Origin of the sequence: Marinomonas atlantica, from assembly GCF_001639725.1 — a bacterium.
In the GTDB taxonomy this organism is placed as follows: Bacteria; Pseudomonadota; Gammaproteobacteria; order Pseudomonadales; family Marinomonadaceae; genus Marinomonas; species Marinomonas atlantica.
Genome location: NZ_LTAW01000010.1, coordinates 53,095 through 69,679 on the forward strand (window position 1 = coordinate 53,095; position 16,585 = coordinate 69,679).

Below are 16,585 nucleotides of genomic sequence, written 5' to 3' on the forward strand. Positions count from 1 at the left end.
AAAGCGCTCGTTTAGTCATTTTCAGCGCTTTTACCTGCGGCATTGATTTGTTCTAATACAGCGCTCATGCCGCCCGTTTTATCTTTCAGCTTCGCTTTTAAATCAAAGTGTTGGGCCAATAGGTTTTGCACTTTGATCATATTCAATTTGTACTCTTGCATAATGCCTGCATTGGTTTGAACAAAACCACCTTGGCCATCCAGTGCCACGACTTGCATGTCGCCAAACAATACTGGACTAAAGCCAATCAAACGATCCAAACCTGATTGTGCACTGCCTAAGTCGCGCCCTGCCGCTTCAAGAGACAACGCAAAACCTTTTAACTCACCCCAGTGTTTTACGTAATCACGGAATGCTTTACTAACATCGCCCTGCGCGTCTTCAATAATCGCGATTTTCTCAAGGTCAGCATAAACACTGCCTGCGTATTTGAACGCAGCCTCAGCAATGACTTGTTGCCACGCCGTCGCGATCGTTGCCGCATAGCCCTTTAATTCACCACGCTGCTCGTCAGTGAGACGTTCACCATCCGCGTCACTAATCAACTGACGGCCATCGACAAATGCCTGCATGATCGTATGGAAATATGTGGTGTCAGAGCTGGCATCGATGCTGGCAGCATAGTAAGCGTGTGCAAACGCCATTTCTGACTTCAGGTCTACGACACCATCATCATTTGCATCGGCTTTTGCGAAGTACTCAGGGTTCTGTTTCGTAATTTGCACAACCTCTTTTGGCGAAAGCTCTAAACCATGCGCTGGCGCACCAAAGTAACCAAACGCTTCATCCCATACATGTTCCTTGCCCGTATAAGGTACGCCTTCTTTATAAGCTTCGTTATTTGGATGCTGATCCGCCTCTAGTTTCTCTTCTAGATAATGATTAACCGCTTTGTTATAAAACACGGCCCCCATGGCAAACTTAGAGATTAGTTGAGTGTAGTCATAACCATTTACAGGGTCATAGCCTTGCTTACTGTTTGCTGCCAGCTCTACCAGTTGTTGTAACAACTCTTGCGCTGTTGGGTTACCCGGCCAGCCTGTGATCACGCCATCGTAAGCACTGGATAGTAGGTCTTTACCCTTAGACAGCTCATCTACTTGAGACTGTTTAATGGCAAAACCTTCCTTACTCGCAGGATCAATAATGGCACGACCTTCTTCTTTGCCAGACAAATAATTCAGCATCTTTGCCTGATCGCCTTGGCTTACCACTTTTTTCAACGAATTATGCAGCGCATGCCGTGCGATTTGACCAGAGTAAGCAACTGAAGATGTCGCACTACCGTCATAGCCTTTTAACGTCACATCGAATTCGTAAGACATGGCATTAGCCTGCGTAGCCCCCGCAGTGATTAGTAAAGCTAGTAAGGTCTTTTTCATTGTTTTAACCCTTAAATTAAAATAGTTGATAACATCAATCATATTAGATAAAACTCATTAACTGAGAAGTTAACAATTATAAGAACCATTATCAACAACAATCTTATGCAAGTCCTTATATCTATTTCTTAATCGCAAGGGTATTTGTTGAATTATATATTCTTAAAAGTCTATAAATATCGCTTTCTTTCTCCCCTAAAACTTCTATGATCGCTTTTTCTTATGCGGCTTTCTTAAAGGGTGACTGCGTGTTAAATGAAGAGTTTATCGATCTGCTAAAACACCTTATTCGCGCACCTTCGGTCGTAGGCGCAGAGCACTCGTTTTTTCGAGTTCTGCAGCGTGAGCTTGAAGAACGTGGCGCGAAAGTCACGTGGTATGAAGGTGTCTTAGTCGCACAAGGCAGTGAACCATTTAGTACTATGTTCTCTGCACACATCGACCGTCATGGCCTAGTGTGCACTGGCCCTAATGAATTTCAATACGCTGCATTTGTCTCAGCCAACCGAACCGATCTATTAAACAATTCTGTTTCTGAGCAGTTAATGACAAAGGTAACGGAGCGCTTTAACCAAGAAAATGTTTACGCTTACGAACCTTGGTCAGGCGGCTACCGTGGCAAAGGTGTTATCCGTAATGGCTACATCTGTGAATACCGAAACAACTTAATTTTCGAAGTCGAAGGCCTAGAAGGGGTTGTTGCCGGTACGCCAGTCGCTTTTGAAGATACACTTTCAAGAAACGGCAACCGTTTAGAAGGTCAGCTCGATAACGTTATTTCGGCCGCGGCACTGGTCCATCTATTCAGCCAAGGGTTTACTGGAACCGCCTTTTTTACCGCGCAAGAAGAAGCGGGTAAAAGCTGGCGCTACTTACTAGAGTGGTTTAGACGCTTTGGCGGCACAACTAACCGCCTGTTTGTTGTTGATACGAGTCCATTTCCAGATATAGAAAGCGCAGATCAACAGCTACTAGTATTGCGTGAAAAGGATGCTAACGCTTCATTTAACCCCGAAAGTACAGCGTTGCTCGAACAACTATGTGAAGAGGTTGGCTTTAGCTACTTATATAAGAACCGTTATGTCGAGGCAGAGAACGAAAAATTAGTTGCTGCTGGCCAATCGCCAAGCTCACTTGGCAGTACTGAATTAGGTCGCATCATCTCGGCATCCAATGGCTTAGTCGATGGCACTACTTTACAAATCCCAACAACGGGGTATCACACCATGCATGAATCGGCTTCATTGGCTTCAGTGAATGCGTTTCTACTATTACTGCAGGCGGTTGCAAAACTGCGTTAAGGCTTTCTAAAAGCTGGACTATACTCAAAACTACGGGCATGCGAGTGCACATTTTACTCTTATAGCCTTTTTCGAGTGATCAGCCTAAGCATTATGTGCAAAAGTTATGTAATTCAAACAGGTCTATTTCATGATTTCGAATGCGTTAACGCGCTATCATTGTGTAAAGAAGCCATAATACGTCAGTTTTTTGTCAAGTTGCTTCAAATGCTTCACAAGCCAGACATTTTTTGCACTTTTATATCTAAGTCAAATTGCAAATATTTAATGTACACTTAAGCTATTACTTAATGACATCCCCCTTAAGGAGAGAGACATGTCTAACATTTTTAAAAAAACAGCCATTCTAAGCGGTATCCTTGCAGCGTCAGCTACAGCAGTTCATGCTGAACAGCCAGTTGCAGGTTTCACACTTACACCAAGCATTGGTTATTCTGTTCCTGATAATAATCGTAATTTGGATGACGATCGTGCATTCGGTCTTAGTTTTGGTTACCAATTCGATAACCCATGGGGCGTTGAGTTCACTTACCTAAACTTAGACAGTGAACTAAGCAATGGTCAAAACATCGATGCTGATCAATACCGTCTTGACGGTTTATACAACTTCTTTAACAACTCTAGCGTAACACCTTACCTAGCAGCGGGCCTTGGTTCTACTCACTACGACTTAGATCTTGACGGTGACGAGAACACTCAGCTTAATGCCGGTGGTGGTTTGAAATTCGCACTAAGTGATAACACTTCTCTACGTGCTGATTACCGCGTTGTAGAAGACTTAGAAGCCGATCACACAGACCAAGTAGCAACAATCGGTCTTCAGTATTCTTTTGGTGCTAAAAAAGCGGCACCAGCGCCAGTTGTTGAACCTACGCCAGTGGTTGAAGTAACGCCTGTTGTTGAGCCAGAGCCAGCACCACCAGTGAAAACAGTACTACCATACGACATTCACTTCGCATTCGACTCTGCTCATGTTGCTCAGTCTGAATACTCTGACCTTCAGAACATTGCTGATCACCTAGAAGCAAACCCAGAGCAAGTAGCTCAAATCCGCGGTTTTGCTGATTCAATCGGTGCACAAGAATACAACGAAGAGCTTTCTGTAGAACGCGCTAATGCTGTTGCAAAACGCCTAGTTGAAGATTTCGGTGTCGATGCAAGCCGTCTAGACACAGTGGGTTACGGTGAAGCATACCCAGTAGTAGAAAATACTTCTAAAGCTAATCGTCAGCTAAACCGTCGTGCAACGACTGTTTCTTTCTCTTCTCGTGAAGCGATGGAAAATGATATGCCTAACTAAGTTTTGACTTAGTTAAATAAAAAACCAGACTTCGGTCTGGTTTTTTTATGTCGTTAATTTGCAAAGCTATTAGCAATTATTCTTTTTCGCTTGCCCTGGCGGACAAAAGCTTTTGTTATTGCCATCTTCATCATGTTTATGCTTTCCATCATGATCACCACTGCGACTGGCCTCAACATCGACACCACCTATTTCGCCAGCTACTCGATGTACTGAACAGCCTGACAGCATTAGTGCTACAAAAGTCACTACTAATACATTTTTCATTTATTTCTCCTGCTACACTTTCTCACCATATTAACAAACAAACTATTTAGCCCTCGAGCGTTTTTACATTGGCAACGCACTCCTTTCACAATTTAGACAAATGGCTTCTGCCATCAGTTGCACACAAAAAAGGCGATACGCAGTTGCGTATCGCCTTTTAAGTTTGGAACTGATTAATCGATGAGATTAAGCCTCGAAACGGTCCAAGTTTTCTAGTGGGTAGAAATCTGGGTAAGGTAAAGATGCAACACCAGAGTCAACGGCTGCTTTAGCCACTGCTGCAGACACTTCGGTTAGCAAACGCGTGTCCATTGGTTTCGGTAGAATGTATTCTTTACCGAACGTCAATGCAGAGCCACCGTAAGCCGCAACAACATCCGCAGGCGCTTCTTCTTTCGCTAAGTTTTTCAAAGCATTAACCGCAGCGACCTTCATCTCTTCGTTAATCTTCGTTGCTCGCACATCCAGCGCACCACGGAAAATAAACGGGAAGCCAAGTACATTATTTACTTGGTTCGGGTAATCAGAACGGCCTGTTGCCATGATCAAGTCAGAACGCGCAGCCAAAGCAGCTTCTGGATTAATCTCAGGATCTGGGTTTGAACATGCAAATACCACTGGATTGGCAGCCATTTTCATCAGCTGATCAACCGTCAACAAGTCTGGACCAGATACACCAATGAAAACATCTGCGCCATCAATGGCATCATCTAAGCTACGTGCATCTGTTTCGATTGCAAACGTTGCCTTGTATTCGTTCAAGTCATCACGACCAGAGTGAATAACGCCTTTACGATCGAGTACGTTGACGTTATCACGCTTAGCGCCACACGCAATGATCAGGTTCATACAGGCTGTTGCTGCAGCACCCGCACCTAGACATACGATCTTCGCGTCAGCAATGTTTTTGCCTTGTAGCTCAAGAGCATTTAATAAACCTGCAGCGGTTACAATAGCAGTACCGTGCTGATCATCATGGAAAACAGGGATCGAACAGCGTTCGATCAACTGACGCTCAATTTCAAAACATTCAGGTGCTTTGATGTCTTCTAAATTAATGCCACCGTATGTGTTGGCAATACGAGCAACGGTATCGATGAACGCTTCTGGGCTTTCAGCTTCTACTTCCACATCAACCGAGTTCACACCAGCGAAGCGCTTAAATAATACGCCCTTACCTTCCATTACTGGCTTAGACGCCAATGGACCAATGTTACCTAGACCAAGTACCGCAGTACCATCAGAAATGACGGCAACTAAATTACCTTTACCAGTGTAACGGTAAGCCGCTTCTGGGTCTTTTGCAATTTCACGACACGGCTCTGCTACACCTGGACTGTAAGCCAAAGATAAGTCGCGAGACGTTGCTGTTGGCTTGCTGATAGTGATGCTAAGTTTGCCTGGTACTGGTTTCTCATGGTACTCAAGCGCAGCTTGTTTTAGATCTTCTGCCATTTTTGTTATTCCGTCTATTTAATAGTGTTGTTCGTTCGCTTTGCAGCAAATGGGTGGGCGTCTTTCTGACTGTGTGATACTGAAAGTATCAGTCTAGAAGAAGCTCCTTATATAATTATCATAGTGCTTATCGGTTAATCCGACGACTTAATTCTACGTAAGTCTTGAGGATGTTTCACCGTCAATACGACGGATTTGAACCGATCTTGCTGGCGTTTCTTGCGTTGATACTGCCAGCCTCGGGCTTCGATTATCTTACCCTGTAGGTAGAATACATCTTTTTGAGCCCAATAATGCTCTGCATATCGAGGAATATTGATCACTAGATCTTGATTAGTTTCTAGCCACCATCCACCACGATTGTGTGTAACGGACGTCAGTACTGATCGTACGACCGCAAAGCCTGCTTGTGGCTGCCAATGCGTCTTAAGTTGCCATACCCCATGTTTAGCATCACGAGCACTTTGCTCTGCTTGCTCAAAACAATCTTGATATTTTAGATTGGGTGGCACGGCGACACGATAACCCATCCCATCGGATAGTAACCGACTTGTTATCGAGCCTCGATCTTTCGTAAATAAATAATACAGCTTACGACCGTATCGGTCTTCGTTTTCTTGCGCGCTTTGCCAAAAAACATGACTGCCTGCAAGCGCCATCAAGCGCAGCTTGGCTTCCAAAGCATACGCTTCATGATGTCCCTGCTCGTGATCAAGCTCCGGTGTATTAATACCAACAAGACGAATTTTACGCCCATCCTTGAAGTATAGGGTATCACCATCAATGACTTTATCTACCTGTGCCAGCTGCAACCCCCCAACGGCAAGACATTGTCCGAAGCTTGGGAATGACAGGCACAAAAAAAGCGCCAAGATAGCTTGGCGCTTTTTTTGAATCAGCATACGTCTTATCCACCAATTACTTAGTAGTACGACGAGCTCCGAAACGTTTGTTGAAGCGATCAACACGACCACCTGTATCAAGCATTTTTTGCTGACCAGTGTAGAACGGGTGACATTGGCTACATACGTCGATGTGTAGATCGTTGCCAAGTGTTGAGTTCAGAGACAAAGTGTTGCCACAAGTACAAGTTGCAGAAACAGTAGAGTAATTTGGGTGGATATCTTTTTTCATCGTTTTTTACCTTCAGGTTTGGTGTGCCGCCACTTAGTCAGTAATTCAGATTGCTAAGCACCGCACGATTCGTTGTACATCAATTGTACAGTGGTACCAAGAGCCGCGTATTTTAGGCGTCAAAACAGCTTTCGGCAAGCCCTTTTACGATAATTTCACTCTCTGAAAGCGGGTGAAAAGTTCACATTTTCCCGTCAGACTGACGTACACTTAACAGATACACTGTTGTTTGAAATCTTTTTGTTGATAAATCAAGGTATTAGTCTTTTATGGAAGACGCACTGCTCACCAAAGCCCCCTATGTCAAAGTGGCCTTAAATGTGCCACTACGAGCCAGTTTTGACTATAAAATCCCTAAAGCCTTGGCCTATCGCCACCATATTCGCCCGGGGATGCGAGTCAAAGTCCCGTTTGGAAATGGTGATCGTCAAAGCATTGGCCTTGTCATTGAAACCAGCACTCAAAGTGATTTTAGTGATGCTCAAATAAAGCCCTTAACGGCGCTGCTGGACGACAGTCCCATCATTCCTCAGGAACTGTTTGACCTATGTGCTTGGGCGGCACGCTATTACCACCACCCTATTGGCGAAGTCTTTTTTCACGCATTACCAACCAGTTTACGTAAAGGTGAAAGCGCAGATTTTCGTACTGAAACCTGGTGGTTTGTGACAGAACCCGGTCTACAAACAAACATCGACGATTTAAAGAATGCGAAACAACAAAAAGCATTTTTAGAGGCCATACAACAGCACGCTGAGCATGGCTTAAGCCCACACCTAATAAGTGTGTTAGAGCTCACCACCAATGCCGCAAAAGGGCTTGAGAAAAAGGGCTTGGTACGCAGTGAACAGCGTAATTTAAAACGAACAGTAGAAACGCATGCTCATCAAACTCAAGTGCCGCCGAGCCTAAACTTAGAGCAAGCCGCCGCAACAAAAACCATCCTCGCCATGCGTAATGAATTTGGTGTGGCATTATTAGACGGTATTACCGGCAGTGGTAAAACTGAGGTGTTTTTACGCGTCATTGAGGCCCTACTTCAAGAAGACAAGCAAGTCTTAGTAATGGTCCCTGAGATTGGCTTAACGCCTCAAACACTGCGACGTTTTGAAAGCCGCTTTAATACTGACATCGTCTTGATGCACTCGAATATGACGGATCGTGAACGCTTAGATGCATGGCTGATGATTGAACACGGTGACGCAAAAATTATTATTGGCACACGTTCATCAGTGTTTATTCCTACCGCTAATCTAGGGCTGATTATCATTGATGAAGAACACGATGCATCCTACAAACAACACGAAGGTTTCCGTTACCACGCGCGTGACATGGCTATAAAACGCGCGCAAGGGCAAAATATTCCAGTATTACTTGCGTCAGCCACACCATCCTATGAAAGTCTCACCAATGCCTTACAAAAGCGCTACTTATGGCTCAAGCTACGTCAGCGTGCAGGGGAGGCTGAGTTACCACAAATGGAACGTGTTGACCTACGCGGCCAAAGCTTAAAGCAAGGCTTCAGCGAATACACACTGGAACGCATGCGCCAAACCTTGGAGCGACGCGAACAAGTACTGGTATTCCTCAATCGTCGCGGCTATGCCCCCACATTGATGTGCCATCAGTGCGGCTGGATCGCGGCATGTGATCATTGCGATGTGAATCTCACCGTGCACAAACGCGCCAATAAATTACACTGTCACCATTGCGACAGTCATAAAGCGCTCACTCAAGAATGCCCAGAGTGCCATAGCAATGAACTGTTTACTGTGGGTGAAGGCACTGAGCAAATCGAAGGTGTACTCAACCAGTACTTCAAACAGACCCCCGTATTACGTATTGACCGTGACAGCACCCAACGCAAGTCGGCACTCACGCAAATCACACAAAAAATCCACGAACACGATCAAGCGATACTGGTGGGCACGCAAATGCTTGCCAAAGGCCACCACTTCCCGAATGTGACCTTAGTCGTGATCATGGACGCCGACGTGGGCCTTTTTTCCTCTGATTTTCGTGGTATGGAACGTACGGCTCAACTGATCACCCAAGTGGCTGGACGCGCCGGTCGCAGCAGCAAACGCGGCCACGTACTGCTGCAAACGTACCATCCGGACCATGCAGCGATTCAATGCTTGTGCGAACAAGGCTACGAAGCCTTAGCGATGGATGGCTTAAGGGAGCGTCAACAACTCGCTCTGCCGCCATTTCATCACCAAGTGGTTATTCGAGCCGAATCACAACAAGAACAACAAGCCATGGGTTTATTGATGCACTTACGCAACGAATTATCGATACACCTGTCTGAAGATATGCAGATAGTCGGTCCCTATGCCGCGATCATTGTCCGTAAAGCGGGACAACACCGCGCATTGTTAAGTATAAAAAGTCCCCAACGGGGGAATTTACACCGTGTCATAGCATCTGCCAGTCAATGGCTTGAACAAAACACGAAAAATCACAGAATTCGGTTCGCCATAGACGTCGATCCGCTGGAAACTTTCTAATGCACTGCGCATAATGTGCGCACTCAACTAAAACAATGATTCTCAAATGTTAGATTTCATGCTGTTAGCGACCCAGAACAACCGCTCTAGAAAAGGAGCGACGCGTAAAGCACCGCCGCCACCACCAAAACGCACCTTACCATGGTGGCTTTGGCTCGTTGTGCCGGCGCTATTAGCGTCCTTTATTTTTGTGTTGGTCAAATTAGCCTCGGTGGAAACACAACCTAGTGCGACCAAAGTGCCGACCATTGCACCTGCCAAACCTGCGTCAGCCAAACCAAAAGAAACTGTGAAAGCGCCACCTAAAGCAGCGGAGAAACCTCAAAGTGATAAGTTTGAGTTTTATCAGCTGTTACAGGATAGCGAAGTGGATACCAGTCACGTCGATGCTTACGAGTATCAACCACGAGAAGAGGAAAACTTCAGCTATATGATACAAGCGGCATCGTTCCGCTCCAACGCTGATGCAGATCGCCTTCGTGCTAAGTTGATTTTATCTGGCCTAACGGCATCGATTAAAGCCAGTCAAAGCAAAGACGGTGGTACTTGGTATCGTGTCATAGTGGGGCCGTACGAAACTCGCTCCGCAGAAAGTCGTGCGCAAGATAAACTCGCGCAAATGGGAATGAACTCGTACACCTACAAAATCAAAAAAGAACCGTAAAAAAAGCGCAACAACCCGTAAAGCGCCTAACGATTCCGTTTAGGCGCTTGAAATCCTCACGCTTACCCCCATTTTGATTAATAATCGAATGTGGAGTAAATCATGACTACGATTCTAACCGTACGTAAAGACAACCAAGTCGTCGTTGGCGGCGATGGCCAAGTTTCCCTAGGCAACACCGTAATGAAGGGCAATGCCCGTAAAGTCCGTCGTCTATACCGTGGCGAAGTCATCGCTGGTTTTGCCGGTGGCACTGCCGATGCATTCACCCTGTTCGAACGATTTGAAAGCCAACTAGAAAAGCATCAAGGCCACCTTGTGCGTGCTGCGGTGGACCTTGCCAAAGACTGGCGTTCAGACAAAGCCCTACGCAAACTGGAAGCTATGCTGATTGTGGCTAACAAAGAAAGCACACTCATTATCACGGGTAACGGCGATGTGGTCGAACCGCAACACGGCGCCCTAGCCATTGGCTCTGGCGGTAACTTTGCCGAAGCCTCAGCCCGAGCCTTACTCGAAAACACCGAGCTAAGTGCGCAAGATATCGTTGAAAAAAGCCTAAACATTGCGGCAGATATCTGTGTCTTCACTAACCACAGCCTGACAATCGAAACCGTAAACATCGACCCTCAGCTTGAAGACAACTCACAGTAACGAATTTAAGAGACTAGACCCATGAGCTATATGACTCCAAGAGAAACGGTCAATGCCTTAGACCAACACATTATCGGCCAACAAAAGGCAAAACGCGCGGTCGCAATCGCCTTGCGTAATCGCTGGCGTCGCATGCAATTGCCAGAAGAAATGCGCGCAGAAATCACACCTAAGAACATCCTGATGATTGGACCAACCGGTGTCGGTAAAACTGAAATCGCACGCCGTTTAGCAAAGCTTGCTAACGCACCATTTATTAAGATCGAAGCAACAAAATTCACCGAAGTCGGCTATGTGGGCCGTGACGTGGACTCTATTATCCGCGATCTGATGGAATCTGCGATTTCCATGTTGCGCAAGCAAGAAACAGAGCGCATGAAAGACAAAGCCGAAGACGCCGCCGAAGACCGCATCCTTGATGCCATACTTCCGCCAGCACGCGGTTTTGAAGAAGATTCCGCGTCTAACTCAACGCGCCAAGCGTTCCGTAAAAAACTGCGCGAAGGTCAGCTAGACGACAAAGAAATCGATATCGAAGTATCAGATTCCCCTGCAGGCGTAGAAATCATGACGCCACCGGGTATGGAAGAAATGACCAGCCAGCTACAAAGCCTGTTCTCTAACATGGGTGGCGACAAAACCAAAAAACGTAAGCTGAAAGTGAAAGACGCTCTGCGCCAAATTCGTGAAGAAGAAGCAGGGAAATTGGTCAACGAAGAAGAATTGAAAGCACGCGCTGTCGAAGCCGTTGAACAACACGGCATCGTGTTTCTCGATGAGATCGATAAAGTCGCGAAAAGCTCGGATCGCTCCAGCGGTGAAGTGTCCCGTGAAGGTGTACAGCGTGACTTGTTACCACTGATCGAAGGTAATACCGTCAGCACTAAGTACGGCATGATCAAAACGGATCACATCCTATTTATTGCTTCCGGTGCGTTTCACCTATCCAAACCATCGGATTTGATTCCCGAGCTACAGGGTCGTTTACCGATTCGAGTAGAACTGGACGCACTGACCGTGAATGACTTTAAGCGTATTTTGACGGAGCCAAGTGCTTCCCTGACAAAACAGTACGTAGCATTGGCGAAGACGGAGAACATCCATCTAAACTTTACCGAAGAAGGCATCACACGTATTGCAGAAATCGCTTGCCAAGTGAACGAACGTACTGAGAACATTGGTGCTCGTCGTCTGCACACCGTTTTGGAGCGTCTACTCGAAGAAGTGTCCTACTCCGCAAGCGACATGCCGGATGAGCAACAAGTTGATGTCACGGCAGAGTATGTAGATCAGCAACTTGGCGAAATCGCTGAAAACGAAGATCTTAGCCAGTACATTTTGTAATTTGATAACCTTTTAAGATAAATCGAGAGCAATCATGGCCACGCCTGTTCCAACAAAAATTCACTACCATAAACAATCCCGTGAACTGGAGCTGGCGTTTGCCGATGGCTCAAGCTATCGCCTCAGCGCTGAATATTTACGTGTTCACTCACCGTCCGCGGAAGTCCGTGGTCACGGTGCGCAAATTCCAATTTTGCAGCATGGCAAACGCAATGTGATGATTATGAACATTGAGCCTGCAGGCAACTATGCCATTAAAATCACCTTTGATGATGGCCATGATTCTGGCTTGTATTCGTGGGACTACCTATACAACCTAGGCAAAAACCACGATGAGCTCTGGCAGATGTATTTAGATCGCCTTGAGAAAGAAGGCCGCACGCGCGACTCTTCTAGCATTCAAATTCATCAAGTACACTAAATTGGATCGAAACCATGTCTTTCAGCCTTGCCGCCCTTAGCTCTATCGAACATGCTATCAACTACGCCATGAAACAAGACCCGCCGTCCCAACGCCATTTGGCAAAGCTAGCGGGGCAGCAAATTTTTCTGGAAGTAGAAGATTTTAATCTGATCATTCAGATTCATGTGTTGGAAGAAGGCATCATGCTCGACTGCCCGCAAAGCATGGAATACATGGAGCTAGACGCCAAATTGGATACCCATGTTAAAGGCCCTAGTAGCGCTTATCGCAAGCTTCTAGAAGGGGATGGGTTCTTCGATGGGGATTTACGTATTCGCGGTAACGCTCAAGCACTGATGACGTTGCATAAAGTCATGCAAGGCTTTGAGTTTGATTGGGAAGGCATATTAGCAGACAAGATTGGCGATCTACCCGCAGCGACCTTTGCACGTCTTATGCGTACTCAATGGACGTGGTCAAAAGAAGCTGCCACCAATGCCCGCGTGCATTTGGTGAACTATCTGCAATCCAACAGTGAACTATTACCAAGCAAAATAGAATTTGATCACTTTGTTGATGAGACAGAGCGTCTAGGGATGCAGATCGAGCGCTTAGACGCCAAACTCAAACAAGCTGAGCGTAAACGCCAAGCTTCGTAACACAACCCCCCCACTCTTTCTTAGTAAGGCGCTGTCACTGGAAGCGCCTTACTTTCATCTAACCATCGTTCAAAATCTGTTGCCGACATCGGCCGGGCAAAATGATAGCCCTGCAGATAATTGCATCCTTGGCATGCTAGATATTCAGCTTGAGCGACTGTTTCAACACCTTCTGCTACCACCTCCATATGAAGGCCTTGAGCCATCGCTATGGTTGCCGTAACAATGCACTCATCCGATTCATTTTTTCCGATACCGCTGACAAACGACTGGTCAATTTTTAAATAATGAGCCTCCAGCTCTTTTATGTAACTGAGCGAACAATAGCCTGTGCCGAAATCATCAATTGATATACTGATATCGTGACGACGCAAAAGCAATAAATTGCGCAGCAGCTGCTTTGAGCGCACCATCAGCGTGGTTTCAGTAAACTCAACTGCAATTGCGCTGGCAGGAATATCGTAAAGTTTCATGCTTTCCAATAACTCCAATGCAACATCTGAGTTCGACAATTGAATAGCCGAGATATTGATCGACAACTTACCAACTGGAACTTCTCGCAGGCGCCAATTCGCTAATTGACCCAATGCGGTATCGATGATCCAGCGCCCTAATTCAATGATTTGACCGCTATCTTCAGCAATCGGAATAAAGTCCGCAGGCGAAATCCACTCACCTTGTCGTTGCCAACGAACCAAGACTTCAGCACCTATAGATGCACCACTTTGAGCCGCCACTTGTGGCTGATAATGCAGCGATAACTGGTCGACTTGATGTAATGCTTCTTCTAAATGACGTTGAGTTGCAACTCGACGCTGCATGTTTTCATCCATGGACTCGTCAAAGAAGCGATATGTATTTTTACCAGATTGTTTCGCTCGATACATGGCTAAATCGGCTTGCCGTAATAGAGCAGATGCGTCAATTAAATCTATCTCATTCATCGATACACCCACACTGCAGCTCACAGAAAACGTGGTATCTCGATAGTCAAAAGGAACCGCTAACGTCGACACGATATTTTGAGCTAGATAATGTATTTGGGCTTCTGTGCCTGCAGGATGTAGGAAAATAGCAAACTCGTCACCGCCTAAGCGTGACAATAATGCTTCATCAGGCATCAGTGATTGCAACTTATTAGCAACACGTTTTAGTAATGCGTCACCGGCATCATGACCCAAGGTATCGTTGATTTCTTTAAACCGATCTAAATCGATAAACATTAATGCAACAGAACCATATTGGCGTTTAGAGACGCAGTCTTCTAAACATTGCTCAAAGTATCGGCGGTTAGCCAATCCAGTCAAATCGTCATGTTGCGCCATATACAAGACTTGCTGCTCTGCTTCCTTGCGAACAGTAATGTCTTCGTGTACCGCGATAAAATATTCGATTTCACCCTTGTTATCCATGACCGGCGTAATGGTTTGCTCAACCGTAATAAGGTTGCCGTTTTTGTGTCGGTTAACCAGCTCATGCCGCCAACTATGCCCTTGGCTGATCGTACTCCAAAGCTCTTTAAAGAATGAGCGCTCATGGACACCGGAATTTAAAACTCGCGGGGTTTTACCTCGTACCTCCTTCACGCTATAGCCAGTTAACCGAATAAAAGCATCGTTAACCCATTCAATTTTACCTTTAGGATCGGTAATAAAAATCGCATTGGCGGTACTTCGAATCGCCATACTGAGCAAATAGTTATTCCCTTGTATCTGATCTCGTTTATGTCTAAGCACGAGGTACATGGTAAGCATCAACACCAAAACACTCGCCAACACCGCAAAGATGGTTTTAACCACTTGAGCATCATGGTACCAATTAGCTAGGGCGTCTTTGTTGTAAGACCTTATGGCGATGACAATTGGATAAAAAGATGTGGCACGGTAACTATCTAGGTAATCGCCCTTTTGCCCTTGGCCTCTCATTTCCCCCCAAGATTGCTCCATAATCTGTGACTGAAACTTTTCATCTAGTAACTCAAGGTCGCTCCCAAAAACGTTTTCACCCGTAAATAAAAACAATGACACTTCACGATGACTACTGGAAACGGACTGAAACAGACTTTGATAATAATTCAGGTTAATCGACCCAATCACATACCCAACCACCTCATCTTGGAGCTTGTAAGGCACACAAATTGGCCAGTATTCAAGCCCTGGAATCATTGCCTCATCCCCCCAGAAGCGTCCCTGCTGAGAAGGCAAAAATAGTACGTCTGTATTCGATACACGTTGCGAGCATTGTTTGGCTTGGGCTAGCGGCACAACATCAATACTGCGCATTTGTGGCAGACCATGCAGCAGCCTATCCTTTAATGTTTCCAATGCACGAGGTGGCCGCTCTAACACATTGGCTGAAATCGTTTGTAATGCACCAACAGCAGATTGCAAAGAACGAATCACAGAATCCTCGAGCGCATACGCTAACGAGGCACTGGTCATAGACTGCTCTTCTAAAGAACGTTCGTGGCCACGTACAAGAATGTTTTGTAAACTGATTACCATCACTAACAACACAATAACCGCACTCGACACGATCACTGTTTGACGCTGTATGAAAGTAGATATAATTTTAAGCAATGTTGTTAACCTAGATCAGTTCAAATAAGTTATAGTTCTGCATAATAAGCGTAGCTTATCGTTTATATTAGTAAGAGGTTTTGACGTATGTCGCTTAGAGCCACAGCAAACACTTTCTTTTTTGGACTTCTTGTTCTACTGGCAGGGAATACCTTCGCGGAAACAAGCCCGACCCTCGACGCTATCACAGAACGAGGGGAAATAAATGTCTGCATTTGGCCTGACTATTTCTCCATTACCTATCTCAGCCCACGCACCCAGCAGCTTGAAGGAATCGATATTGACCTAAGCCAAGCTCTGGCAACGGATTTGGGCGTTCACGTAAATTACGTCAAAACCCATTTTGGCCGTTTTATGGATGACCTAGAAACAGGCAAGTGTGATATTGCCATGTTTGGAGTTGGTAATACCGAAGCACGTCGTCAGCGCATCGCTTTTACTGAGCCTTACTTGGCCAGCAATATGTATGCAGTCACGACACAAAATCATCCGTTTATTAAACGCTGGCAGGATATGGATCAAAAAGGCGTCATAGTGTGTGTGCAAAAGGGAACTTACATGGAAAGCGCCATGCGTAAGTCACTCAAACACGCCACACTCACCACCGTGCGCAAACCAAACGAACGAGAATTAGAAGTACTGTCTGGCCGAGCAGACGTTTTTATTACAGATTATCCTTACGGGCAGAAGATGATCCATGTATACGACTGGGCTGAGCTACTCTCGCCACCTGGTAAGACAGAGCAGTTTCAATACTCTTATGCAGTTGCCAAAGGCGACGCCAAGTGGCTAGCGCGCATGGAACAATTTGTCAGTGATATCAAGCATGATGGCCGCTTAGAAGCGGCAGCAGCACACAACAACTTGTCGCCAATCATCATTACAGAGTAAAGTCCACTCCCCTAACTAAACAATCAAAAAAGCCCGAGCATG

15 protein-coding genes are annotated in these 16,585 nt (G+C 45.7%); 9 read left to right on the top strand and 6 right to left on the bottom strand.

Annotation, left to right across the window (positions count from 1 at the left end):
- Nucleotides 1-11: 11 nt before the first annotated feature.
- Nucleotides 12-1,382 (bottom strand): DUF4856 domain-containing protein, encoded by a 1,371-nt coding sequence (locus AYW75_RS15925; RefSeq protein WP_067101749.1) that lies wholly within the window; start codon nucleotides 1,380-1,382, stop codon nucleotides 12-14.
- A 248-nt stretch (nucleotides 1,383-1,630) separates the two neighbouring features.
- On the opposite strand from AYW75_RS15925, the gene AYW75_RS15930 reads away from it, so the two are divergent.
- Nucleotides 1,631-2,683 (top strand): peptidase M42, encoded by a 1,053-nt coding sequence (locus tag AYW75_RS15930; protein ID WP_197478970.1) that lies wholly within the window; start codon nucleotides 1,631-1,633, stop codon nucleotides 2,681-2,683.
- Between the two features lie 316 nt (nucleotides 2,684-2,999).
- A complete protein-coding gene (locus AYW75_RS15935; RefSeq protein WP_067101583.1) occupies nucleotides 3,000-3,983 on the top strand; it encodes an OmpA family protein in 984 nt (327 codons plus the stop codon).
- 69 nt (nucleotides 3,984-4,052) lie between these two features.
- On the opposite strand, the gene AYW75_RS15940 is transcribed toward AYW75_RS15935, so the two are convergent.
- The 4 genes from AYW75_RS15940 to rpmE form a co-directional block, all read right to left on the bottom strand.
- Nucleotides 4,053-4,250, bottom strand: a complete 198-nt coding sequence (locus AYW75_RS15940; protein ID WP_067101586.1) for a hypothetical protein — start codon at nucleotides 4,248-4,250, stop codon at nucleotides 4,053-4,055.
- 186 nt (nucleotides 4,251-4,436) lie between these two features.
- A complete protein-coding gene (locus AYW75_RS15945) occupies nucleotides 4,437-5,705 on the bottom strand; it encodes a malic enzyme-like NAD(P)-binding protein (protein WP_067101588.1) in 1,269 nt (422 codons plus the stop codon).
- A 134-nt stretch (nucleotides 5,706-5,839) separates the two neighbouring features.
- Entirely contained in the window at nucleotides 5,840-6,607 is a 768-nt protein-coding gene (locus AYW75_RS15950) for a thermonuclease family protein (protein WP_067101591.1), read from the bottom strand.
- 16 nt (nucleotides 6,608-6,623) lie between these two features.
- A complete protein-coding gene (gene rpmE, locus AYW75_RS15955) occupies nucleotides 6,624-6,839 on the bottom strand; it encodes a 50S ribosomal protein L31 (RefSeq protein ID WP_067101593.1) in 216 nt (71 codons plus the stop codon).
- 269 nt (nucleotides 6,840-7,108) lie between these two features.
- Between rpmE and AYW75_RS15960 the strand changes: the two genes are divergently transcribed.
- The 6 genes from AYW75_RS15960 (at nucleotide 7,109) to AYW75_RS15985 (ending at nucleotide 13,073) form a co-directional block, all read left to right on the top strand.
- The gene (locus tag AYW75_RS15960) at nucleotides 7,109-9,349 is read left to right on the top strand and encodes a primosomal protein N' (RefSeq protein ID WP_067101596.1); all 2,241 of its coding nucleotides are present in this window, start codon (nucleotides 7,109-7,111) and stop codon (nucleotides 9,347-9,349) included.
- 46 nt (nucleotides 9,350-9,395) lie between these two features.
- The gene (locus AYW75_RS15965; protein ID WP_067101598.1) at nucleotides 9,396-10,013 is read left to right on the top strand and encodes an SPOR domain-containing protein; all 618 of its coding nucleotides are present in this window, start codon (nucleotides 9,396-9,398) and stop codon (nucleotides 10,011-10,013) included.
- Nucleotides 10,014-10,115: 102 nt separating this feature from the next.
- Nucleotides 10,116-10,667 (top strand): ATP-dependent protease subunit HslV, encoded by a 552-nt coding sequence (gene hslV / locus AYW75_RS15970; RefSeq protein ID WP_067101601.1) that lies wholly within the window; start codon nucleotides 10,116-10,118, stop codon nucleotides 10,665-10,667.
- Between the two features lie 21 nt (nucleotides 10,668-10,688).
- On the top strand, nucleotides 10,689-12,011 hold the full coding sequence (gene hslU / locus AYW75_RS15975; protein WP_067101603.1) for an ATP-dependent protease ATPase subunit HslU: 1,323 nt from the start codon (nucleotides 10,689-10,691) through the stop codon (nucleotides 12,009-12,011).
- A 34-nt stretch (nucleotides 12,012-12,045) separates the two neighbouring features.
- A complete protein-coding gene (locus AYW75_RS15980) occupies nucleotides 12,046-12,432 on the top strand; it encodes a gamma-butyrobetaine hydroxylase-like domain-containing protein (protein WP_067101606.1) in 387 nt (128 codons plus the stop codon).
- A 14-nt stretch (nucleotides 12,433-12,446) separates the two neighbouring features.
- Nucleotides 12,447-13,073: a ubiquinone biosynthesis accessory factor UbiJ gene (locus AYW75_RS15985; protein WP_067101609.1), complete on the top strand. Its 627-nt coding sequence runs from the start codon at nucleotides 12,447-12,449 to the stop codon at nucleotides 13,071-13,073.
- A 20-nt stretch (nucleotides 13,074-13,093) separates the two neighbouring features.
- On the opposite strand, the gene AYW75_RS15990 is transcribed toward AYW75_RS15985, so the two are convergent.
- Nucleotides 13,094-15,652: a putative bifunctional diguanylate cyclase/phosphodiesterase gene (locus AYW75_RS15990; protein ID WP_067101612.1), complete on the bottom strand. Its 2,559-nt coding sequence runs from the start codon at nucleotides 15,650-15,652 to the stop codon at nucleotides 13,094-13,096.
- A gap of 87 nt (nucleotides 15,653-15,739) precedes the next feature.
- Here AYW75_RS15990 and AYW75_RS15995 point away from each other — a divergent pair, with 87 nt between their 5' ends.
- Nucleotides 15,740-16,543 carry a substrate-binding periplasmic protein gene (locus tag AYW75_RS15995; RefSeq protein WP_067101616.1) on the top strand — a complete coding sequence of 268 codons (804 nt, stop codon included), beginning with the start codon at nucleotides 15,740-15,742 and terminating at the stop codon, nucleotides 16,541-16,543.
- Nucleotides 16,544-16,585: the final 42 nt, after the last annotated feature.

Excerpts from the sequence above, each read along its gene's own strand:
- AYW75_RS15925 (WP_067101749.1), bottom strand. The coding sequence starts at position 1,382 with ATGAAAAAGACCTTACTAGCTTTACTAATCACTGCGGGGGCTACGCAG.
- AYW75_RS15935 (WP_067101583.1), top strand. The coding sequence starts at position 3,000 with ATGTCTAACATTTTTAAAAAAACAGCCATTCTAAGCGGTATCCTTGCA.
- AYW75_RS15940 (WP_067101586.1), bottom strand. The coding sequence starts at position 4,250 with ATGAAAAATGTATTAGTAGTGACTTTTGTAGCACTAATGCTGTCAGGC.
- AYW75_RS15945 (WP_067101588.1), bottom strand. The coding sequence starts at position 5,705 with ATGGCAGAAGATCTAAAACAAGCTGCGCTTGAGTACCATGAGAAACCA.
- AYW75_RS15950 (WP_067101591.1), bottom strand. The coding sequence starts at position 6,607 with ATGCTGATTCAAAAAAAGCGCCAAGCTATCTTGGCGCTTTTTTTGTGC.
- rpmE (WP_067101593.1), bottom strand. The coding sequence starts at position 6,839 with ATGAAAAAAGATATCCACCCAAATTACTCTACTGTTTCTGCAACTTGT.
- AYW75_RS15960 (WP_067101596.1), top strand. The coding sequence starts at position 7,109 with ATGGAAGACGCACTGCTCACCAAAGCCCCCTATGTCAAAGTGGCCTTA.
- AYW75_RS15965 (WP_067101598.1), top strand. The coding sequence starts at position 9,396 with ATGTTAGATTTCATGCTGTTAGCGACCCAGAACAACCGCTCTAGAAAA.
- hslV (WP_067101601.1), top strand. The coding sequence starts at position 10,116 with ATGACTACGATTCTAACCGTACGTAAAGACAACCAAGTCGTCGTTGGC.
- hslU (WP_067101603.1), top strand. The coding sequence starts at position 10,689 with ATGAGCTATATGACTCCAAGAGAAACGGTCAATGCCTTAGACCAACAC.
- AYW75_RS15980 (WP_067101606.1), top strand. The coding sequence starts at position 12,046 with ATGGCCACGCCTGTTCCAACAAAAATTCACTACCATAAACAATCCCGT.
- AYW75_RS15985 (WP_067101609.1), top strand. The coding sequence starts at position 12,447 with ATGTCTTTCAGCCTTGCCGCCCTTAGCTCTATCGAACATGCTATCAAC.
- AYW75_RS15995 (WP_067101616.1), top strand. The coding sequence starts at position 15,740 with ATGTCGCTTAGAGCCACAGCAAACACTTTCTTTTTTGGACTTCTTGTT.